The sequence below is a fragment of the Cobetia sp. D5 genome, assembly GCF_035666195.1.
Taxonomy (GTDB): domain Bacteria; phylum Pseudomonadota; class Gammaproteobacteria; order Pseudomonadales; family Halomonadaceae; genus Cobetia; species Cobetia amphilecti.
In genome coordinates, this window is the sequence record NZ_CP142020.1 from 327,494 (window position 1) to 349,311 (window position 21,818).

Genomic DNA, 21,818 nt, shown 5'->3' on the forward strand with positions numbered 1-21,818 from the left:
GGGAGCGGCCAGGTCATCGACGCCCCTGTCAGGGCAGCAGGGCTGGCGCTGACCGATATCACGCGCGACCATGACCGACTGACAGGCCATCCCTCGCGCTGGAATGCAGCGTTTACCCCTCATCGGTTCCAGCGTTGTCTGGCGCGAGCCGTACGAGATCAACAGGAGAATTTCGCTTGCCCGCCGTCACTTCATCATCGGACGAAGATGCCAATGCGTCCAATACGGCTGAGGTTCCCAGCCCTTACGCCGAGGAAGGCTTTCGTGTCGCCAGCCTGGCCGATGTCGCCTCGGAGCTTGCTGCTCGCCAGACCATGTCCCACGACGCGCTGGCGGCGCGAGGGCCGTGGCGAGGCTGGTTGGCGGAACGGGGCCCGCTTGAGATCCATGGGCGACCGGGGCGTGCCCTGCTGTTGCATGCGCATGGTGCCGGTGCCGGGCGTGAGACCGACTTCCATCAACAGTTCGGCGCTGCCTGCCTGATGCAGGACATGGCGTGGCTGGCATTCGATTTCGGCTATCTCGTCAGGATGCGCTGCGAAAGCCGCCGCCGACCGCCGCCCCGGCTGCCCGGGCTGATCGAGGAGATGGCGCGCTGGTGTCAGGCGCTGATGGCGTGTATGGCGGCCGTCGACTCCTTGCGATCGTTGCCCTGGCTGGTCGGCGGCAAGTCGATGGGTAGTCGTGTGGCCTCCCATCTGCTGGTGGAATTGACCCGGGCGGCGCATGCGCCGTTGCCGGTCGGGTGGTACGCGCTGGGCTATCCATTTCATCCCACGGGCAAGCCCGACAAGTTGCGCATCGACCATCTGCCGGATATCCCGATGGCCGGTGTAATCTGTCAGGGCAGCCGCGATCCCTTCGGAACTCGCGAGGAAGTGACGGCATATCCGTTGCCGGAAAGCCTGACATTGCATTGGCTGAATGATGGCGAACATGATTTCAAGCCACGAAAAGCGAGTGGCGAGACGCGTGAAGGACTGATTTCGCGTGCGGCGCAGGCCTTGGCCAATCACTCGGCGCTGGGCGGAAAACGGCAGTGAATCGTTACCATGCGAGGGGCATTACCCTGGCCTTCGGTGGCGACAACGGCATGTCAGAATGATGACGCAACGCTGATGTTTACTGGCCTGCAGGCGAGATGCAGCGGGAAAGTCCTGTCTTATCAATACTCTGTCGCGGACGATTGCTGAAATTGCGCGTAAAAAAAGTATTGACTCATGGGCCGGATTCCGTAGAATGCAGCGCCAACGAGACAGGGGTGGTTAGCTCAGTTGGTAGAGCACCAGCCTTACAAGCTGGGGGTCACTGGTTCGAACCCAGTACCACCCACCATTTGAAAAAAGTCATTGCTTTTCAAAGCGTTACTTGATTAAATGGCCTGGTTCGTTAGCAGAAGCAAGCGATTGTCGTGGACCGGTAGTTCAGTTGGTTAGAATGCCGGCCTGTCACGCCGGAGGTCGCGGGTTCGAGTCCCGTCCGGTCCGCCATTCTCGTTTGTCATGCGCCCGATGTTGAGTTGTTCTGAAGTGGACCGGTAGTTCAGTTGGTTAGAATGCCGGCCTGTCACGCCGGAGGTCGCGGGTTCGAGTCCCGTCCGGTCCGCCATCAGAATCGCGAGATATCACCGCTGCTTGCAGCAAAGATCGTTTGTGTTGGGTGATTAGCTCAGTTGGTTAGAGCACAAGCTTCACATGCTTGGGGTCACTGGTTCGAATCCAGTATCACCCACCAATGCGGACCGGTAGTTCAGTTGGTTAGAATGCCGGCCTGTCACGCCGGAGGTCGCGGGTTCGAGTCCCGTCCGGTCCGCCATTCGATCTCATAGAATTCGTGAAACCCGAGCTTTCGAGCTCGGGTTTTTGCGTTTCTGGCTGTCGGAAAGTCTTCAGTACTGGCCCGGCCCGCTTGCCTCCTGTTCTTGCCTCTTTCCTCTTCCTTTCTCTTTTCTCTTTTCTCTTCTCTCTTCTCGACCTGGTCATGTTCCAGGCTTGTCGGTCTTCCCTGGGCACATCACGACATTTCGTTCATTTCCGTTGATGGGTGTCCTGCGCGGTTGCTCACCTCTCTGTTGTCGTCACTGATGTCATTCGCAATGTGGCCTTTGGGAGTATTGAGCCCATGGCGCGATGCTCTACACTGGGATCACTCGTTTCATACGACCGTTTGCCATCTATCATCAGTCGTTGATGTCCTGACAACCTGTTACTGATGACCATGACTGAGTGAGTGTTGCTGATGAGAGTGGCGGCGGCGCGATATAACAATGATTGTCCGAGGTGCTCGAGACAGCCAAGGAGAGACCGCAATGACTGCCTATCCGAATATCTTCCGTCCGCTGACGTTGGGCCACATCACGCTCAAGAACCGTGTGCTGATGGGCTCTATGCACACGGGGCTTGAGGAGACTCCCAATGGCTTCGCGCGCCTGGCGGCGTTCTATCGTGAGCGTGCACGCCATGGGGTGGCGCTGATCGTCACGGGCGGTATCGCTCCGAACGCGGAAGGGGCTGTCATGCAGGGGGCCGCGAAGCTGACCACCCCGGAAGAGGCGGAGCACCATCGCGAGGTCACCGAGGCGGTGCACGCCGAGGATGGGCGCATCTGTCTGCAGATTCTGCATGCAGGGCGCTATGCCTACTCGCCGGATCAGGTCGCGCCCTCGGCGATTCAGGCGCCGATCAACCCCTTCACGCCACGCGCGCTGAGCACGTCAGAGGTCAAGGAGCAGATCGCCGACTACGTGCGCTGCGCCAGCCTGGCCCGCGAGGCCGGCTATGACGGCGTCGAGGTGATGGGCTCGGAAGGCTATTTCATCAACCAGTTCATCTGTCGGCGCACCAATCAGCGCGAGGATGAGTATGGTGGCAGCTTCGAGAATCGCATCCGCCTGGCGGTGGAGGTCGTCGCCGGTATCCGTGCCGCGCTGGGCGAGGACTTCCTGATCATCTATCGCCTCTCGATGCTGGATCTGGTCGATGAGGGCAGCACCTGGGAGGAAGTGGTCGCGCTCGGCAAGGCCATCGAGGTGGCAGGGGCGAGCCTGATCAATACCGGCATCGGCTGGCATGAGGCGCGTGTGCCGACCATCGTCACCAGCGTGCCGCGCGCTGTCTTCACCGGGCTGACCCAGCGCATGAAGCAGGAACTCAGCCTGCCGCTGATCACCACCAATCGCATCAACATGCCCGAGGTTGCCGAGTCGGTGCTGGCCGAGGGCCATGCCGACATGGTGTCGATGGCGCGACCGTTCCTGGCGGACCCGCAATGGGTCAGCAAGGCCAGAGCGGACGATGCTGCCATCATCAATACCTGCATCGCCTGCAATCAGGCGTGTCTCGATCACACCTTCCAGATGAAGCTGACCTCGTGTCTGGTCAATCCGCGTGCCTGCCATGAAACCGAGATGGTGATCGAGCCTGCGCGACATGAGCGCCGCGTGGCAGTGGTGGGCGCAGGGCCTGCGGGACTGTCTGCCGCCGTGACGGCGGCCGAGCGTGGTCACGTGGTGGTGCTGTTCGAGGCGCAGTCCGAGGTGGGGGGCCAGTTCAATTTCGCGCGTCGTATTCCCGGCAAGGAAGAGTTCGACGAGACACTGCGTTACTTCAACGAGAAGCTGGTGCGTTGTGGGGTCGAGGTGCGCCTCAATACTCGCGCCACCGCCGAGATGCTGGCGGAATTCGATGCCGTGATTCTGGCCTCGGGCGTGAAGGCGCGGACGCCGGATATCGAGGGTGTCGAAGCCGGTATCGAGCGGGGTCAGGTGCTCAGCTATGCCGAGGCGATCAGTGCGCCGGAGCGGGTCGGGCGTCGCGTGGCATTGATCGGGGCGGGCGGGATCGGCTTCGATGTCGCGGAGCTGATGACTCACGTCGAGCCGTCGCCCTCGCTGGATGGTGAACTGTGGTGCGAAGAGTGGGGGGTGGATCTCTCGGTCAGCACGCCTGGCGGCCTCAAGGCACCCGTGGTGCCGCAGGCGCCTCGTGAGGTGTGGCTGCTGCAGCGCAAGACCTCCAAGCCCGGCAAGGGGCTGGGCAAGACCACTGGCTGGGTGCATCGCGCGACCCTCAAGCAGCGTGGCGTCAAGATGGTTGCCGGCTGTGAGTATCGCTCGATCGACAGTGAAGGCCTGACTGTCAGCCTCAATGGCGAAGAGCAGCATCTGGCGCTGGACAGCATCGTGCTGTGCGCCGGGCAGGATTCGGTGCTGGAACTCAAGGCGCCTCTGGAGGCGGCGGGGGTGGAGCTGCATATCATCGGTGGCGCCGACAAGGCGGCAGAGCTGGATGCCAAGCGCGCGATCGCGCAGGGCACCATGGCGGCCGCTGCCCTTTGAGTTGACCGCGATCACGCATGGGGATATTCAGCGTTGAGCTGAGCCTGACCACTGCCTAGACTGATGGAAGCCACCGCGGACGCCGTGCCTTTGCTGCATGTGCCTCCGTGGTGGCTTTGTCGTCTTCAGAGTTTGCCTCGGGCGCCGCGCCAGCGGCTCGATGCGCTCTGATCTCTACCTTGCCGCCACGATGGGATCTGCTCATGTCACCGCACGCTGCCGCCTCACGCCATGCCACCGCTGAGGCTCTGATGCCGGACACCGAGGACAGTCCTTTGCCGCCTCACAGGGAGGATGCTCGGACTTCATCATCGCTGGCCGCCTCCCCGCCGGTAGCCGAGACACTGGACAGCCTGCTGGATCTCTTCACGCCGCCAGCGGTCGAGCGCCTGGCGTGGCCGCTGGCCGATGAGGCCGGTGTGATCGTCGAGTGCCTGCGCGCCGACACGCTGGATAGCGAGATTTCCGGCAACAAGGCCTGGAAGTTGCGCCTGCCGCTGGCCAGGGCGTTGAGCGAGAAGCGGGGCATCATCAGCTGTGGGGGTGGATGGTCGAACCATCTGCATGCGCTGGCGGCGGCGGGCGCCAGATTGGGCATCGATACGCATGGCCTGGTGCGCGGGCATCCCGAAGCGCCGCTGACGCCCACGCTCGCCGATGCGCGCGACAATGGCATGCGCTTGAGTTTCGTCTCGCGAGCCGAGTACCGGCAGCGTGACCAGCCTGATTTTGCCAGGCGCCATGGCGAGGGGGTATGGATTCCCGAGGGTGGCGGTTGCGTGGAAGGCGTCGCCGGGCTGGCACCGTTGGCTCAGGCGCTGGCCGAGCCGGTGCCGGGCGAATCTGCGCCGCAGCTGTTGCTGCTGGCCTGTGGCAGCGGCACGACGCTTGCCGGAGTGCTGAGTGCGCTGGGCGAGCGCGATGGGCTGCGGGTCATCGGGGTGCCGACCATGAATCATGGCGATCAGCTCTATCATCGTGTGCGTCGCCTGCTGGCAGAGAGTGGTGGCAGCCAGCAGAAGACGCCGGAGTGGGGCCTGTGGCTGGGAGCGCAGGCCGGCGGCTTTGCCAAGGCGCCTGACTGGTTGATCCAGTTCATTCAGCGCTTCGAGGCCGAGACCGGCGTTGCGGTGGAGCCGGTCTACACCGCCAAGCTTTTTGCAGCGCTGGCGCATCATCTGGCCAATGGTCTGATCGCACGCGGTACGCGCATTCGCGTGCTGCACAGCGGGGGCTTGCAGGGGCGGCGAGGTTATCCGGCGTTGCAGGCCATCTGAGGGTGCTGGCGAGGTGAGTGTCATCTGGCTCGTCCCCTTCTGTGAGGCGCCATCCTGTGGCTTGCGTGCAGCATTTACCTGCCACTGGCGGCGGCGTGCAGCGCTGTTATGATGGAGTTTCTGCAGCGGCTCCTGCCATCCGGGAGCCGTGTCTGTTTCACCGGACAGGGTGATCCCCTGTCCCGCTCTGGAAATCCCCATGACGACTGACGCCATTGCCCCGACCCCCGCTGCGACCTCTGCTGCCGATGAAGCGTGCACTTCACGCTTTCTGGCCAGTGACAACACGTCCGGTATCTGTCCCGAGGCGATGGCGTACATGATGCAGGCCAATCGTGATGACGATCTCGCCTACGGCAATGACCGCTGGACACAGCAGGTCACCGACAGCTTCCGTCAGCTGTTCGAGACCGAGTGCGAGGTGTTCTTCGTCTTCAATGGCACCGCCGCCAACTCCCTGTCGCTGGCCCACCTGTGCCAGTCCTACCACAGCGTCATCTGCCACGAACTGGCCCATATTGAGACCGATGAATGCGGTGGGCCGGAGTTCTTCTCCAACGGTTCCAAGTTGCTCAACGCGCCGGGCCCCAACGGCAAGCTGACGCCGGAAGGCATCGAGCAGCTGGTCACCAAGCGCAGCGATATCCACTATCCGCGTCCGCGCGTGATCTCCCTGACCCAGTGCACCGAGGTCGGCACCGTCTACAGCCTGGAAGAGCTGCAGGCGATTCGTGAAGTGGCGGACCGTCATGATCTGCAGATCCATATGGATGGCGCCCGTTTCGCCAATGCCTGCGCCGCGCTGGGTGTCTCGCCAGCTGAGCTGACCTGGAAGGCGGGCGTGGACGTGCTGTGCTTCTCCGGCACCAAGAATGGTCTGGCCATGGGGGAGGCGGTGATCTTCTTCGATCGCAAGCTGGCACGCGATTTCGATTACCGCTGCAAGCAGGCCGGTCAGCTGGCCTCCAAGATGCGCTTCATCGCGGCGCCCTGGATGGGGCTGCTGGAAAATGATGTCTGGCTGAACAACGCCCGCCATGCAAACGGCATGGCGCAGTATCTGGCCGAGCGTCTCGAGGCGCTGGAGGGCATCGAGCTGCTGTTCCCCAGCGAGGCCAACAGCGTGTTCGCCAGCTTCCCCGAGCATGTGCTGGCGGCACTGCGTGAGCGTGGCTGGACCTTCTATACCTTCATCGGTGCGGGTGGCGCGCGCTTCGTCTGCTCCTGGAATACCACCACCGAGTTGCTCGACGCCCTGCTCAAGGATATTCGCGACGTGCTGTGAGCCTCTTGATTCAGGCAGTCCCGAAGGCGTGAGCGCCTCCCTCGAGATCCCCATCGCCCCGGCGGTGGGGATTTTTTTGTGGCCTGTTGTCCGGTCTTGTCAACGTCATGCGTGACTGAGGCAAGAGTCTGATCAGGTTGGTAGCCACTTCGTCGCCAGTCGTTGTTTTCATGGTCTTTGTGGTGAGTCAGGAGGCTGCGTGAAGCATGGCGGGGATGGTCGGGTGTGAAGTGTGGGCGCGGATATTCTTGCTTGGTGGGCTGGTGTGCAGCATCGCCTGGGCGTGAGAGTGACTGGCGTCAACCGTCAGTCTGTTCCTATGCTCAAGGTGTGCTGCGGTGCAACATGACATGAGTGAATCACCCGCGACAGCAGAAGCATTGGTCGAGTTTTCGCGTCTTTCGAAGCTTTCTTCAACGCGTTGTCAGGGGCGTTCAGGCGCCATCGTAGTGTCTGCTGACCCACTGGCTGCCGTAGATCCTGCGGTGCTTGGCAGAACTGGCTCCGCCGGCGGAAAGTTCGTTGAATGCATTCATTCACTGTATTGGACACCAGCACCCTATATCGACCTATGCTGATAAACACGCCGAGGCAGTCGTCCTGCGTACGCTTTTCAGGCTGAGCGGACGAACGAATTTTGCGGTCTTACCTGAGTGGGCCCGGCGATGGTCCCAGCGACTGATGTCGCGACAAGGAGGCTTCCATGAGCATCTTCGATCACGTGCAGAGCCGCTACGAGCGGATTCAGCAAGAAGAGATGAGTCTCCAGGAGTACCTGGAGTTGTGCCGGCAGGACACTACTGCCTACGCCAGCGCTGCCGAGCGCATGCTGGCGGCCATCGGTGAACCGGAGGTCATCGATACCGCCAAGGACCCCAGTCTTTCCCGTATCTTTTCCAACAAGCTGATCCGCCGTTATCCAAGCTTTGCCGAGTTCTATGGCATGGAAGAGGCTATCGAGCAGATCGTTTCCTACTTCCGGCATGCGGCGCAGGGACTGGAGGAGCGCAAGCAGATCCTGTATCTGCTCGGCCCGGTGGGCGGCGGCAAGTCGTCTCTGGCGGAGCGTCTCAAGCTGCTGATGGAGCAGATTCCCTTCTATGCCATCAAGGGCTCGCCGGTCTTCGAGTCTCCGCTGGGGCTGTTCTCGCCGGAGGAAGATGGCGAGCTGATCGAGAAGGAGTACGGCATTCCCCAGCGCTGCATGCGCAGTGCCATGTCACCGTGGGCCGCCAAGCGCCTCAAGGAATATGGCGGTGATATCAGCAAGTTCCGCGTGGTCAAGCTCTATCCCTCGCGCCTCAATCAGATCGGTATCTCCAAGACCGAGCCGGGCGATGACAATAACCAGGACATTTCCGCGCTGGTCGGCAAGGTCGATATCCGTCAGCTGGAGCTCTATGCCCAGGACGACCCGGATGCCTACAGCTTCTCCGGCGGGCTGTGCAAGGCCAACCAGGGGCTGATGGAATTCGTCGAGATGTTCAAGGCGCCGATCAAGGTGCTGCACCCGCTGCTGACTGCGACTCAGGAGGGCAATTACAATCCGACGGAAGGCATGGGCGCGATTCCCTTCGATGGCGTGGTGCTGGCGCACTCCAACGAGAGCGAGTGGCAGGCATTCCGCAACAATCGCAACAATGAGGCCTTCCTCGATCGCGTCTACATCGTCAAGGTGCCTTATTGCCTGCGCGCCTCCGAGGAGGTCAAGATCTACGCCAAGCTGCTGGAGCATTCGTCGCTGAATCAGGCGCCCTGTGCCCCGGATACGCTGCGCATGCTGTCCCAGTTCATCGTGCTGTCGCGTCTGCGTGAGCCGGAGAATTCCAGCGTCTACTCGAAGATGCGCATCTATGATGGCGAGAACCTCAAGGATACCGATCCGCGCGCCAAGTCGATCCAGGAATACCGCGACAGCGCCGGTGTCGACGAGGGGATGGATGGGCTCTCGACACGCTTTGCCTTCAAGATTCTCTCCAAGGTCTTCAACTTCGATGCCAGTGAGGTCGCGGCCAATCCGGTCCATCTGCTCTACGTGCTGGAGCAGCGCCTCGATCAGGAGCAGTTGCCCAAGGAAACCCACGAGCGCTACCTGCGCTATATCAAGGAATACCTGGCGCCCCGCTACGTCGATTTCATCGGCAAGGAGATCCAGACCGCCTATCTCGAGTCCTATTCCGAGTATGGGCAGAACATCTTCGATCGCTATGTGACCTATGCCGACTTCTGGATCCAGGAGCAGGAGTATCGCGATCCCGAGACCGGCGAACTGCTGGACCGTCAGTCACTCAACGAGGAGCTGGAGAAGATCGAGAAGCCCGCGGGCATCTCCAATCCGAAGGATTTCCGTCACGAGGTGGTCAACTTCGTGCTGCGCGCACGGGCGCAGAACAACGGTACCAACCCGAGCTGGCAGTCCTACGAGAAGCTGCGTGCGGTGATCGAGAAGAAGATGTTCGCCAATACTGAAGAGCTGCTGCCGGTCATCTCCTTCAATGCCAAGGCCTCGGCATCCGACCAGCGCAAGCACGAGGACTTCGTGGCGCGCATGGTGGATCGCGGCTACACCGAGAAGCAGGTGCGCCTGTTGTCCGAATGGTATCTGCGCGTACGCAAGTCGCAGTAAGCCCTGCCGACTGACGACAGGCCTGCCGGCGGGCACGATTGCCGCCGGCACTTGCCATCCGGCCATCCGCTGAGGGCGGGGCCGGCAAGGAGGGCGAATGAGTTATTTCATTGATCGACGCAGCAATGCACGCAACAAGAGTGCAGTGAATCGACAGCGCTTCATTCGGCGCTATCGCAGTCATATCAAGCGGGCGGTGGAGGATGCCGTCAATCGGCGCTCCATCACCGACATGGAGCGCGGCGAGGAAGTCTCCATTCCGACGCGTGACATTTCCGAGCCGGTCTTCCAGCACGGGCAGGGCGGCAAGCGGCGTGTGATCAATCCCGGCAACAAGGAATTTGTCGAAGGGGACCGCATGCGCCGTCCCAGCGGCGGTGGTGGGGGGGGCGGCAGTGGCGAGGGCCAGGCCTCCAACCAGGGCGAGGGGGAAGATGACTTTGCCTTCACCCTGTCGCGTGAGGAATTTCTCGAGTTCGTCTTCGACGGGCTGGAACTGCCGCATCTGGAGCGCAAGCAGATCGCGGACATGGAGGAGGTGCGGCCGGTGCGCGCGGGGATCGCGCGTGACGGCACACCGGCACGTATCAACATCGTGCGCTCGATGCGCTCGGCACAGGCGCGGCGCATCGCGATGCGTTCCCCGATCAAGCGGGCGCTGAAGGAGGCTGTCGAAGCGCTGGAGCAGGAGGAGCGCAAGGACCCGGTGCTGCGCAACAAGGTGCGCATCAGTGAACTCAAGGCGGAAATCGAGCGGCTCGAGGCGCGCCTCAAGGCGGTGCCGTTCCTCGATACCTATGATCTGCGCTACAACCACCTCATCAATCAGCCGATGCCGTCCAACAAGGCGGTGATGTTCTGCGTGATGGATGTCTCGGGGTCGATGACCCAGGCGCACAAGGACATCGGCAAGCGTTTCTTCCTGTTGCTGTATCTGTTCCTGGAGCGCAACTACGAGAAGGTCGAGCTGGTCTTCATCCGTCACCACACCGCTGCCAAGGAAGTCGACGAGGAGGAGTTCTTCTACTCCCGCGAGACCGGCGGCACCATCGTGTCCAGTGCCCTCACGCTGCTCGATGAGGTGATCGAATCGCGCTATCCGGCCGGTGAGTGGAATCTCTACGTGGCGCAGGCCTCGGATGGCGACAACTGGGACGACGATTCCACCAACTGTCGCGAACTGATGATCAAGAAGCTGATGCCGCGCCTGCAGTACTACGCCTATGTGGAGATCACGCCGCATGCCCATCAGGCGCTATGGGAGGAGTACGAGCGGGTCGAGGCGGAATTTCCGGAACGCTTTGCCATGCAGCAGATCGTCGAGGCAGGCGATATCTACCCGGTATTCCGCGAGCTGTTCAAGCGCCGCATCAGCGCCTGATCACATCATGCGACGTGCCCGGCAGTTGCGCCGGGCCAGGAGGCCTCATGAGTCATGGTCTTGATGGCGGTCTTGATGACCGAATGAGCAAGCGCATCGATAACCGTCTGGAAGACACCCAGCCGGCCAGCGGGTCGGATTGGACCTTCGAATTGCTCGAGCATTTCGAAAGCGAGATCGCGCGCATCGCCGCGCAGTACAAGCTGGATATCTACCCCAACCAGATCGAGGTGATCACGTCCGAGCAGATGATGGATGCCTACGCCAGCATCGGCATGCCGGTCGGCTACCATCACTGGTCGTTCGGCAAGCAGTTCCTGTCGGTGGAGCAGGCGTATCGGCGAGGGCAGATGGGGCTGGCCTATGAGCTGGTGATCAACTCCGACCCGTGCATCGCCTATCTGATGGAAGAGAACACCCTGATGATGCAGATTCTGGTCATGGCGCATGCTTGCTATGGCCACAACAGCTTCTTCAAGGGCAATTATCTGTTCCGCACCTGGACGGATGCCTCGGCGATCATCGACTACCTCGTCTTCGCGCGGAAATACGTGTCCGAGTGCGAGGAGCGTCATGGCGTGGACGCCGTCGAGCAGCTGCTCGATGCCTGCCATGCGCTGCAGAACTATGGCGTGGATCGCTACAAGCGTCCTTCGGCCATCTCGCCGGAGGAGGAGGTCCAGCGTCAGCAGGAGCGTGAGGCCTACCTGCAGGCCCAGGTGAATGCGCTGTGGACCACGATTCCCCAGGCGGGCGAAGAGGATGAGGTGATCGATGAGGTCAATGATCCTCTCGGTCTGCATCGTCGCGGCCGCTATCCGCCAGAGCCGCAGGAGAACCTGCTCTATTTTATCGAGAAGAATGCCCCGTTGCTGGAGCCCTGGCAGCGCGAGCTGGTACGTATCGTGCGCAAGCTGGCGCAGTACTTCTACCCGCAGCGCCAGACGCAGGTGATGAACGAGGGCTGGGCGTGTTTCTGGCACTACACCATCATGAATCAGCTCTACGATGAGGGGTTGATCGGCGAGGGCGTGATCCTCGAGTTCCTGCAGTCGCATACCTCGGTGGTGCAGCAGCCCGGCTTCGATCACCCGCATTACAACGGCATCAATCCCTATGCGCTGGGCTTCGCGATGTTCACCGATATCAAGCGTATCTGTGAGCACCCCGACGATGAGGATCGTGAGTGGTTCCCGGATATCGCCGGCAGCGACTGGCTGGAAACGGTGCACTTCGCGATGCGCAACTTCAAGGATGAGTCCTTCATCCAGCAATTCCTGTCGCCCAAGGTGATCCGGGATCTCAAGCTGTTCTCGCTGGTCGATGACGATAGCGATGAGCATCTCGTCATCGACGCCATTCACGACAGTCGTGGTTACAAGCGCATTCGTGAGGCGCTGTGCGTGCAGTACGCACTGAGCCACCGTGAGCCGAATATCCAGGTGTGGGCCGCCAACATTCGCGGTGATCGCTCGCTGACCCTGCGCCATGTGCAGGATGATCGCCGCCCGCTGGCGCGCAGCGTCTACCCCGTGATGCGCTATCTGCATCAGCTGTGGGGCTTCCCTGTCCATCTGGAGTCGATGGAGAACGATGAGGTGGCAAGGCGCTACCAGTGGCCACTGCCGGAGGACGCCACTGCCGGCTGACAGGGCTTCAGGTGACGCTCATGGCGGATCGAGGGGGTGTCGAGGGATGCCTGACCTGACCGGCACGCAATCGGCATAAGGCAGGCATGAAAAAACCGCCGTGAGGACACCCTCGCGGCGGTTTTCTTGTCTCAATCGGCTCTCGTGCTCGTGCTCTCAGCCAGAGGGTTCCAGTTGTGCACCTCAGGCCGGGCGCTTGGTCCAGGACTGACACCAGCCCTTCGGCTCGACGCTATGGCTTGGGAAAAGCTGGCAGCCTTCGTTCTCGGGCTTGTAGAACATGCAGTTGGCGCAGTCCGAACCCGGCTTGAAGGCGGGGTGGTCCTTGGCTTCACTGGCGACTTCCACGTAGTTGAGCGCCTTGGCTTGCGGATTGGAGGTATCCAGTCGCGGCAGGTCGGCGGCAAGGGCGCGTGGTGAGAGTATGGCGGCGCCCAGTGGCAGGGCAGCGAGCCCCAGCAGGCTGTTGCGCATGAAGTTACGGCGGCTCTGATTGGCCATGGTCGGATTCCTTCTCATCAATGGAGCACAACCGTCGGGATGTGCTGCGGTCACGGCTCGCCTGTCAGGAGGCGCTTGCATGTCAGTCGTTGCAGTGTCGCGGGTGCCACCGGCACCTTGATGGGCGCTCTGTGTGGCATTGCTGACCGCTTGCTGGCATTCATGGATGCAGGTGGCATGCCAGATACTGAACATATGGTCAGGTTCTGCACCATCAGTGTTCGGGCAGATTTGTCAGGAGGTCTCTGCTCGCCGATGGTGCATCAAGCGGGTGCTGCCTGCTTATTGTGGCTTGAGTTGGGGCAACCGTCAGCCTCGCTGGCAGAACTCTGGCATGATGGAATCGACGCAGGAACGTGAATGACGTCGCTGTGGCCCGCGAGCCTTGGCGAAATGATGGATGCATGCCTTGCCGAGGTAACTGCAACGACAAGAAGGAAATGGCGGGATGCTGGATGTGATGGACGATATTCGCTCGGCCGGCCGCAAGCTGTGGCGGGGCTTCGGGGTCAGCGTGGTGTTTGCACTGGTAGGGGGTGGGCTCTGGTGGTGGCAGGAGCGCGACTACCAGCAGTTCTACGTCTGGCAGGGCGTGCCGCAGGCGCGTGCACTGGATTGGAAGACGCTGGCGCGCGGCTTGCGCAGCGATGCCTATCTGGTGGGCTGGTCTGATCTGCGCGCCAACCCGTTGTGGGTGACATGGCGGCTCGAGAATACTCAAGGGTCGCGGCTGGGGGACCGTCCTGACGAGTTCGAGCGCGACTGGCGCTCGCTATGGCCCGTCACGCCGGATAGCTATCGCAACAGTGGCTACGACCGCGGACACCTGGCGCCCAACTACGCCATCGGCAAGATCTACGGCGTCAAGGCGCAGCATCAGACCTTCCGCATGACGAATATCTCGCCGCAGACACCGGCGCTCAATCGCAAGCTCTGGCAACGTCTGGAGGCTGCCATCATGGACAGCATCCTGCCGCGCGAAGGCGCACTATGGATCACGGCAGGACCGGTCTTCAGCGGTAGTATCGAGCGGCTGCCCAATCTGATCGAGATTCCCGATGCCTTCTACAAGATCATCATCTCGCCAGGCTCGGGTCGGCAGGCACCGCGTGCGCTGGCATTTCTCTTCCCGCAGCAGGTGAGGGGAGATGAGCCGCTGGACCGTTTTCTGGTCAGCATCGATCGCATCGAGTCTCTGACAGGGCTGGACTTCTTCCATGAGCTTCCCGATGACGTCGAGCAGCGCCTCGAGGCGCAGGTCGTGCGCGATGGCTGGCAGGTCGACAGTTTCAGTCGTACGCCATCACGTTATTGAGCGTATAGCCAAGGTCCGACCGACAGGAACGTACTGAAGGAGTTCGGCGGACGGGTGCCGACTGAAGGGGGGCCGACTGAAGGGGTGCAGCTGAAAAGAGTTATCCACAATGCCAGGCGTAGTAATGGGTGTGGACAAGTTGCGCATGAGGCGAGCGGTATTTTCTTCGAGACATGCGAAAGACAACGCAGGGCGCTGTGGGTCTGGGCAAAACAAGAGGGTAAGTCAGTCAGGATATTGCGAGAGGGAGTATCGCGATGTGAGCAGCAGGCGCTGCGAGGATGCATCGGATATCAACTTGATGGTGCCCAGAAGAGGACTTGAACCTCCACGTCCATACGGACACTAGCACCTGAAGCTAGCGCGTCTACCAATTCCGCCATCTGGGCATCAAGTTGTGTGCTGAAGTCTCAAGAGCTGAGTCTTGCAGCTGAACGAGCATGAAATCCTTGGTAGTGGATGCCATGTTCCCTGTTCGAGTGCGCATCGTGGTGCCCAGAAGAGGACTTGAACCTCCACATCCTTACGGATACTAGCACCTGAAGCTAGCGCGTCTACCAATTCCGCCATCTGGGCGAAGCGCGATACAGGGGTCGTTCGTTGTGAGTCTGACGTCCGTGGTGCCCAGGAGAGGACTTGAACCTCCACATCCTTACGGATACTAGCACCTGAAGCTAGCGCGTCTACCAATTCCGCCACCTGGGCAGACATCAGAACTCGTTTCGGTCCGCAGACCCGGATCAGCAGTCAAGTTGTTGAAACTTAAATGCTTTACCCGTTTTCTGGTATCCATCTTAACGTGTGTCACGCCAACATGAAACCTGAAATTGGTGCCCAGAAGAGGACTTGAACCTCCACGTCCATACGGACACTAGCACCTGAAGCTAGCGCGTCTACCAATTCCGCCATCTGGGCAAGTGGTGCCGAATAATACGGATGTACTGTGGGAATGCAAGCTTTTTCTTTCATGCCCTGTTGAGCGAGCCGCAGAAAGCCTCTCTCGCTTCATGAGGACAGACACAGGACAGATAGAGGACAGAGAGAGAACAGACAGATGAAGCTCATCAATTGGCGAGCTTTCAGACTTGAGAGTCAGGCCCCGGGCCGCCATTGAGAGCACTGAATGGCCCCTCCGCCGTGATGAGTGGCGGGGAATGGTTGGGTCGGCCCAAGGGTAGAGGCTATAATGCGCGGATGAGAGACAACCTGTCATTCCGTGCCGCGATCGCTGCCCGTCTCGAATTCATCGTCAAGGAATCCTGATTAATGACCCAATGGACGCTCAGCGACGACCCGCACGCGGAACGCGAAGCCCATAAGTACGACAAGCCCATCCCCAGCCGAGAGTTCTTGCTCGACAAGCTGGAAGAGTATGGCAAGCCCATTACCCACGAGAACATGAGCCGCATGCTCGGTTTCGAGGACGAGGAGCAACAGGAAGCTGTGCGCCGTCGCCTCAATGCCATGGAGCGTGATGGTCAGGTGCTGCGCAATCGTCGCGGTGCCTATGCCCTGATCGACAAGCTGGACCTGATCCGTGGCCGCGTCGTCGGTCACCGCGACGGCTTCGGCTTCCTGGCGCGCGAAGATGGCGTCAAGCCGGACCTCGCCGTGCCGCCGCGCCAGATGCGTCGCGTCTTCCATGGCGATCAGGTGCTGGCTCGCGTCAGCGGCCGTGATCGTCGTGGCCGCGACGAGATCACCATCGTCGAGGTGCTGGCGCGCAATACCCAGACCCTGGTCGGCATCTATCGTCAGTCCGAGCCGGACTTCGGTGTGCTGATTCCCGAGAACTCGCGCATCGCGCAGGAAGTCATCATCCCCAACCGCGTGGCCAATGGTGCCAAGGACGGTCAGGTGGTGTCCGTGCGCATCACTCAGCAGCCCGCCACACGCGTGCAGCCGGTGGGTGAAGTGGTCGAGGTGCTCGGTGAGCGCATGGACCCGGGCATGGAAATCGATATCGCGATCCGTTCCCACGATATCCCCAGTGAATTCCCGCCGGAAGTCGAAGACCAGATCTCGACCATCTCCGCCGAGGTGCTGGAAGAAGACAAGAAGGGTCGCATCGACCTGCGCGAGACGCCGCTGGTCACCATCGATGGCGAAGACGCGAAGGACTTCGATGACGCCGTCTGTGCCTGGCAGGACGACAATGGCAACTGGAAGCTGCTGGTCGCCATCGCCGACGTCTCCCACTACGTGCGTGGCGGCAGCCCGCTGGATCAGGAAGGCTATGTGCGCGGCAACTCGGTGTATTTCCCGGGTCAGGTCGTGCCGATGCTGCCGGAGCTGCTCTCCAACGGTCTGTGCTCGCTCAACCCGCATGTCGATCGTCTGACGCTGGTCTGTGAGCTGACCATCTCTGCCAGCAGTGGCGAGATGCTCGACTATCGCTTCTTCGAAGCCGTGATCCGTTCACATGCTCGCCTGACCTACGAGAAGGTCGGCACCATGCTGACCGACCCGGAAAGTGAGGAAGGTCAGGCACTGTGCCAGCAGTACAACGAACTGCTGCCGTCGCTGCACAACCTGCACGCGCTGTACGGCGTGCTGCGCAAAGCGCGTGACAAGCGTGGTGCCATCGACTTCGAGACCACCGAAACGCAGATCCTGTTCAACGATGAGCGCAAGATCGAGCAGATCGTGCCGCGTACCCGCAACGACGCGCACAAGCTGATCGAGGAATGCATGCTGGCGGCCAACGTCGCGACGGCACGCTTCCTGGATGAGCACGATCTCCCGGCCCTCTATCGTGTCCACAAGCAGCCGGCACCGGAGCGCCTGAACAACCTGCGCGCCTTCCTGGGCGAGCTGGGTCTGACGCTGGAAGGTGGCGACGAGCCGGCCCCCAAGGACTTCCAGGCACTGCGTGCCTCGATCGCCGAGCGTCCGGACCTCGACATCATCCAGACCGTGATGCTGCGCAGCATGACCCAGGCGGTCTACTCGCCGCAGAATGAAGGTCACTTCGGTCTGGCCTACGATGCCTACGCGCACTTCACCTCGCCGATCCGTCGTTATCCGGATCTGCTGGTGCACCGTGCGATTCGCTCCGTCATCCGTGGCCCGCGCAAGACCGACACCGTGCTGCGCGCCGAAGATGCCGTGACCGAGCGCCCGACCAAGTGGTGCCCGTACACCTTCGAGCAGATGCTCGAGCTGGGTGAGCACTGCTCGATGACCGAGCGCCGCGCCGATGAGGCGACGCGTGACGTCAACGACTGGCTCAAGTGCGAGTTCATGAAGGACAAGGTCGGGGAAGTGCTGGAAGGCACCGTCGCGGCGGTCACCCAGTTCGGCCTGTTCGTGCGTCTGGATGCCTACTACGTCGAAGGCCTGCTGCATATCTCCTCGCTGCCGTCCGACTACTATCACTACGAGGCCGAGAAGCATCGCCTCAAGGGTGAGCGTGCCGGCGTCAGCTATGGTCTCGGCGATGGCGTCACCGTCCAGGTGGCCCGTGTCGACATGGATGAGCGCAAGATCGACTTCATGCTCAGCGACCCGACGCCGCGTCCCAAGCGCAAGCCGCGCAAGGCGCGCAGCAGCGAGGGCGACAAGCCGGCAGCCGGCAAGAGCGGTTCCGCCGCCAGCAAGGAAGCCGCCGCCAAGGGGCGCCCCGGCAAGCGTGAGCGCGAACGCCTCAAGTCCCTGACCGAGGAAGTCAGTCAGGAAGGCAATGGCAACGCGGCTGCGGCCGAAAAGCCGGCAGGTGAGCGTCCGCCGCGCAAGCCGCGCGGTGAGCGTGGCGAGCGCAATGATCGCTCGGGCCGTGGAGAGCGCAAGGCCGCCGCTGGCAATGAGCAGCAGCCCGCCGGCGAGGCGCCGGCTGCGGCGCGTCCGGCCGTGCCGAGTGGTCCGGAAGCCGCCGACAGCCCGTTCGCACCGGTCGCACCGATGGGTGCCGCAGGCAAGGACGACCCGTCGCGCAAGCGCGGTTCGCGCTCGCGCGGGCGTCGCGGTAACGGCCGTAGCTGATTTCGGCTCGGCTCCTCGCGCGTCATTGCATCAGCCCCGGCTCCGGTCGGGGCTGATGCGTTGGGCAGTCGTCAGGCTGCACGATTTCAAGGCTGTCGCGTCGGCGGCAGCTCAGTTTCCGTCAATGTGACAGGGCCCGTCGGGTCATCAGTCAGGAAGGCACAATGAGTCAGGACAAGGGGCGCAAGCCCGGCCGCGGCAAGCCCGCCGGCGAGCGTGCTAGTCACGCCAGAAGTGAGCATTCCCGAGGTGAGCGCAGCGGCGCTCAGCGTCACGAGCGTGGCGGGGCACGCAAGGGTGGCGCTCGCGCCGCCGCGCCGAAGATTCCCGGTGGCCTGGAAGCCGTCTATGGCGTGCACGCCGTGGAAGCCTTGCTGGCACGTGACCGCGCACCCAGCGAGCTGTGGGTGCAGGCGGGCGAGGCCGAGCTGCGCCTGAGCGAGATCATCGAGCAGGCGCGTGCCGCCGGCTCGCGCGTCACCCTCAAGGGGCGTGAGGAGCTGGATGCACTGGCCGTCGGCGGTGGCGCCCATCAGGGGCTGGTCGCGCTGTGCGCGCCGCTGGCCACCGAGAACGAGACCGGCCTCAAGCTGCGTCTCGATGGCTGGTCCCACGCAGAAGCTCCGCTGTTTCTGGTGCTGGACTCCGTCACGGATCCGCACAACCTCGGTGCCTGCCTGCGCAGTGCCGATGCCGCAGGCGCCCATGGCGTCATCGTGCCCAAGGACAAGTCGGCCTCGCTGAACGCGACCGTGCGCAAGGTGGCCTGTGGGGCAGCGGAAGTGGTGCCGGTCTATCAGGTCACCAACCTGGTCCGCACGCTGGACGCCATGAAGGAAGCCGGTGTCTGGGTGCTGGGCACGGCGGGCGAAGCCGAATCCATGGCCTTCGAAGCCGACTTCACCGGCCCGGTCGCCATCGTGATGGGCGCCGAGGGCAAGGGCATGCGTCGCTTGACCCGCGAGCATTGCGACAGCCTGATCAAGCTGCCGATGGCGGGTAGCGTCTCCAGCCTCAATGTCTCGGTTGCCGCGGGCATCTGCCTGTTCGAGGCCGTGCGTCAGCGCCGCGGCTGAGGCAATTGTCGGCAGGGGATAGTCAGGGGAGGGGCAGGGTAGAGGCAAGAGAGAGACGGCCAGCGGAACGGGGCCGGCTGTCTTTCACGGGCCGCTTGCCAAGCCCTTGACTCCTCTCTACAATACTGCGGTTCTGTGAAGTGCAGTCTGCAGTGAATGCGCGGCATGGGGGCACCTGTCCTCGCCCGCGCGCGTCTTTCGTGGCCTTCGGGTCTGAATGGCACAACCGTAGTAATCACTCCACTCCTTGCTTCCCGGCCCGAGACGCGCCGTGGGGGCTGTCAAACCGAAAGGAGCCAAGCCATGCGTCACTACGAGATCGTGTTCATGGTCCACCCGGACCAGAGCGAACAGGTTCCGGCCATGATCGAGCGTTACACCTCCATCGTGACCGAAGCCGGCGGTACTGTGCATCGTCTGGAAGATTGGGGTCGCCGTCACCTGGCCTACCCGATCAACAAGATCCACAAGGCCCACTACGTGCTGATGAACGTCGAAACTACCGGTGAGGTGGTTGAAGAACTCGAAACCATCTTCCGTTTCAACGACGCCGTCATCCGTAACCTGGTTGTGCGTTCAAAGGAAGCGGCCATCGAGCCGTCTCCGATGATGAAGCCGGCTGAAGAGAAGCGTCCGCGTCGCGAAGACAAGCGTGACGAATCCGAAGCTCAAGACGCTAACTGATACCGCACCCCCAGGAGGTCATTGCAATGGCACGTTTTTTCCGTCGTCGCAAGTTCTGCCGCTTCACCGCTGAAGGCGTGAAGCAGATCGACTACAAGGACATCGAAGTCCTGAAGTCTTACATCACCGAGACCGGCAAGATCGTCCCGAGCCGTATCACTGGCACCAAGGCACGCTACCAGCGTCAGCTGGCGACTGCCATCAAGCGTGCTCGCTACCTGGCTCTGCTGCCGTACAGCGACAGCCACCAGTAAGGCGACACCATGATGCTGGCACTGGCACGCTGGGCCATGCGCGGCCCCCTGCAATGCATCGCGATTGCATTGCTGACGGGAATCGTGCCCTGGTTCTTCTGGTTCAGTGCCGCCATCAGTGCGCTGGTCACGCTTCGGCGTGGCCTTGCGCCTGCCGCACCCGTAGTCATCGCCGCCGCCGTTCCGGCCGGTTGGTGGTGGGTACAAGGCGATCCGGTGCCTCTGGCAACCGTATTGCTGGTCACCCTGATGGCAACCCTGTTGCGCGCTCGCGTGCGATGGGGTGAGGCGCTGATAGGCGCCAGCCTGACGGCGGCACTGATGGTGCAGTCCGGGATATTCCTGCCACCAGGCGGAGCCGGTCCACTGCTTGAGAGCATTCGCAAGAATGCCCCTGAGCTTGACGCACGCTTGAACGACTTTGCCGCTCAAGGTGTGCCGACTGAACAGCTCGCAGGGCTGGTCATCGGTGGTATTACCGGGTTGGTGGTCCTGCTGGCCGCCACGGGCTGTCTGGCCCTGGCGCGCAGTTGGCAGTCCGGGCTCTACAATCCGGGTGGGTTTCGCAGCGAATTCCATGCCTTTCGGCTGAGTTTGCCCGAAATCCTGATACTGGCAGCCTGCGGGATCATTGGCGTACTGCTCAATGTACCTGCAGTGCTCCTGCTGATCTGGATACCGCTGCTGGTGGCGGGCATTGCCCTGGTACATGGTTACATCGGGTTAAAGGGGATGAGCGGGTTATGGCTCGTCGGCGTCTATTTCATGATGCTGACCACCTGGCCCACGATTCTGATTTTGCTGCTGTTGGCGCTTGTGGACGTCTTTGCGGATTTTCGCGCACGTCTCGCCGGCAGTCATCGATAAGAGGTTTACGAGATGCAAGTCATTCTGCTCGACAAGATTGGCAAGCTGGGCAACCTGGGTGACCAGGTTTCCGTCAAGGCTGGCTTCGGTCGCAACTACCTGCTGCCGTACGGCCTGGCAGTTCCGGCCACTGCTGAAAACCAGGCAGCTTTCGAAGCTCAGCGCGCTGAGCTGGAAGCACAGGTTGCAGAGCGCAAGACCGAAGCTGAAGCGCGTGCCGCTCAGCTGAACGAAATCGAACTGTCCCTGGTCGCCAAAGCTGGCGAAGAAGGCAAGCTGTTCGGTTCCATCGGTCCGCGTGATCTGGCCGAAGCTATCGCCCAGTCTGGCATCGACATCGCCAAGAGCGAAGTCCGCATGCCGGAAGGCCCGCTGCGCAACACTGGCGAATACGACATCGTGCTGCAGCTGCACGCTGAAGTGACTGCCACTGTCCGTGTGGTCGTGGTCGGCGAGTAATCGCTGATTTGCAGTGGCTGGCCGGTGATCCGGTGTAGCGACTGCTGCGGTACCCAAGCCGCCTTTGCATCCTCGATGCGAAGGCGGTTTTTTCATGGGCGCGATTTGTCATCGGCGTGGCATTTGC

15 protein-coding genes and 9 tRNA genes are annotated in these 21,818 nt (G+C 61.8%); 19 read left to right on the forward strand and 5 right to left on the reverse strand.

The window, feature by feature from the left end:
- The first annotated feature begins 176 nt into the window (after positions 1–176).
- The 12 genes from U0O11_RS01475 to U0O11_RS01530 all read left to right on the forward strand — a co-directional run bounded on the left by U0O11_RS01475 (position 177) and on the right by U0O11_RS01530 (position 12,554).
- Positions 177–1,043, forward strand: coding sequence for an alpha/beta family hydrolase (locus U0O11_RS01475; RefSeq protein ID WP_324691254.1), 867 nt, complete (start codon positions 177–179; stop codon positions 1,041–1,043).
- Between the two features lie 216 nt (positions 1,044–1,259).
- A tRNA-Val gene (locus U0O11_RS01480) sits at positions 1,260–1,335 on the forward strand.
- Between the two features lie 78 nt (positions 1,336–1,413).
- Positions 1,414–1,490 (forward strand) — tRNA-Asp (locus U0O11_RS01485).
- A gap of 41 nt (positions 1,491–1,531) precedes the next feature.
- Positions 1,532–1,608 (forward strand) — tRNA-Asp (locus U0O11_RS01490).
- Positions 1,609–1,657: 49 nt separating this feature from the next.
- Positions 1,658–1,734, forward strand: a tRNA-Val gene (locus U0O11_RS01495).
- A 4-nt stretch (positions 1,735–1,738) separates the two neighbouring features.
- Positions 1,739–1,815: transfer RNA gene (locus U0O11_RS01500), tRNA-Asp, on the forward strand.
- Between the two features lie 493 nt (positions 1,816–2,308).
- Positions 2,309–4,336 (forward strand): NADPH-dependent 2,4-dienoyl-CoA reductase, encoded by a 2,028-nt coding sequence (locus tag U0O11_RS01505; RefSeq protein WP_324691255.1) that lies wholly within the window; start codon positions 2,309–2,311, stop codon positions 4,334–4,336.
- 203 nt (positions 4,337–4,539) lie between these two features.
- Positions 4,540–5,613, forward strand: a complete 1,074-nt coding sequence (locus U0O11_RS01510) for a 1-aminocyclopropane-1-carboxylate deaminase/D-cysteine desulfhydrase (protein WP_324691258.1) — start codon at positions 4,540–4,542, stop codon at positions 5,611–5,613.
- 199 nt (positions 5,614–5,812) lie between these two features.
- The gene (locus U0O11_RS01515; RefSeq protein ID WP_303569190.1) at positions 5,813–6,898 is read left to right on the forward strand and encodes a threonine aldolase family protein; all 1,086 of its coding nucleotides are present in this window, start codon (positions 5,813–5,815) and stop codon (positions 6,896–6,898) included.
- Between the two features lie 703 nt (positions 6,899–7,601).
- Complete coding sequence (locus U0O11_RS01520; RefSeq protein WP_043334761.1) at positions 7,602–9,524, forward strand: PrkA family serine protein kinase; 1,923 nt, start codon at positions 7,602–7,604, stop codon at positions 9,522–9,524.
- A gap of 97 nt (positions 9,525–9,621) precedes the next feature.
- Positions 9,622–10,905: a YeaH/YhbH family protein gene (locus U0O11_RS01525; protein ID WP_043334759.1), complete on the forward strand. Its 1,284-nt coding sequence runs from the start codon at positions 9,622–9,624 to the stop codon at positions 10,903–10,905.
- Positions 10,906–10,988: 83 nt separating this feature from the next.
- The gene (locus U0O11_RS01530; protein WP_324692482.1) at positions 10,989–12,554 is read left to right on the forward strand and encodes a SpoVR family protein; all 1,566 of its coding nucleotides are present in this window, start codon (positions 10,989–10,991) and stop codon (positions 12,552–12,554) included.
- A 183-nt stretch (positions 12,555–12,737) separates the two neighbouring features.
- On the opposite strand, the gene U0O11_RS01535 is transcribed toward U0O11_RS01530, so the two are convergent.
- Positions 12,738–13,055: a high-potential iron-sulfur protein gene (locus U0O11_RS01535; RefSeq protein WP_043334757.1), complete on the reverse strand. Its 318-nt coding sequence runs from the start codon at positions 13,053–13,055 to the stop codon at positions 12,738–12,740.
- A 448-nt stretch (positions 13,056–13,503) separates the two neighbouring features.
- Between U0O11_RS01535 and U0O11_RS01540 the strand changes: the two genes are divergently transcribed.
- On the forward strand, positions 13,504–14,370 hold the full coding sequence (locus U0O11_RS01540) for a DNA/RNA non-specific endonuclease (RefSeq protein WP_324691264.1): 867 nt from the start codon (positions 13,504–13,506) through the stop codon (positions 14,368–14,370).
- A 302-nt stretch (positions 14,371–14,672) separates the two neighbouring features.
- Here U0O11_RS01540 and U0O11_RS01545 read toward each other — a convergent pair.
- The 4 genes from U0O11_RS01545 to U0O11_RS01560 all read right to left on the reverse strand — a co-directional run bounded on the left by U0O11_RS01545 (position 14,673) and on the right by U0O11_RS01560 (position 15,285).
- Positions 14,673–14,759: transfer RNA gene (locus tag U0O11_RS01545), tRNA-Leu, on the reverse strand.
- A 100-nt stretch (positions 14,760–14,859) separates the two neighbouring features.
- Positions 14,860–14,946: transfer RNA gene (locus tag U0O11_RS01550), tRNA-Leu, on the reverse strand.
- Between the two features lie 42 nt (positions 14,947–14,988).
- Positions 14,989–15,075, reverse strand: a tRNA-Leu gene (locus U0O11_RS01555).
- 123 nt (positions 15,076–15,198) lie between these two features.
- Positions 15,199–15,285: transfer RNA gene (locus U0O11_RS01560), tRNA-Leu, on the reverse strand.
- Positions 15,286–15,636: 351 nt separating this feature from the next.
- On the opposite strand from U0O11_RS01560, the gene rnr reads away from it, so the two are divergent.
- The 6 genes from rnr (at position 15,637) to rplI (ending at position 21,691) form a co-directional block, all read left to right on the forward strand.
- Positions 15,637–18,351 carry a ribonuclease R gene (gene rnr / locus U0O11_RS01565; protein ID WP_324691266.1) on the forward strand — a complete coding sequence of 905 codons (2,715 nt, stop codon included), beginning with the start codon at positions 15,637–15,639 and terminating at the stop codon, positions 18,349–18,351.
- Positions 18,352–18,515: 164 nt separating this feature from the next.
- Positions 18,516–19,427 (forward strand): 23S rRNA (guanosine(2251)-2'-O)-methyltransferase RlmB, encoded by a 912-nt coding sequence (gene rlmB / locus U0O11_RS01570; protein WP_082388189.1) that lies wholly within the window; start codon positions 18,516–18,518, stop codon positions 19,425–19,427.
- A 303-nt stretch (positions 19,428–19,730) separates the two neighbouring features.
- Complete coding sequence (rpsF, locus tag U0O11_RS01575; protein ID WP_043334756.1) at positions 19,731–20,111, forward strand: 30S ribosomal protein S6; 381 nt, start codon at positions 19,731–19,733, stop codon at positions 20,109–20,111.
- 26 nt (positions 20,112–20,137) lie between these two features.
- Positions 20,138–20,365 (forward strand): 30S ribosomal protein S18, encoded by a 228-nt coding sequence (rpsR, locus tag U0O11_RS01580; protein WP_024952281.1) that lies wholly within the window; start codon positions 20,138–20,140, stop codon positions 20,363–20,365.
- A gap of 12 nt (positions 20,366–20,377) precedes the next feature.
- Positions 20,378–21,232, forward strand: a complete 855-nt coding sequence (locus tag U0O11_RS01585; protein ID WP_043334783.1) for a hypothetical protein — start codon at positions 20,378–20,380, stop codon at positions 21,230–21,232.
- Positions 21,233–21,244: 12 nt separating this feature from the next.
- Positions 21,245–21,691: a 50S ribosomal protein L9 gene (gene rplI / locus U0O11_RS01590; protein ID WP_043334754.1), complete on the forward strand. Its 447-nt coding sequence runs from the start codon at positions 21,245–21,247 to the stop codon at positions 21,689–21,691.
- Positions 21,692–21,818: the final 127 nt, after the last annotated feature.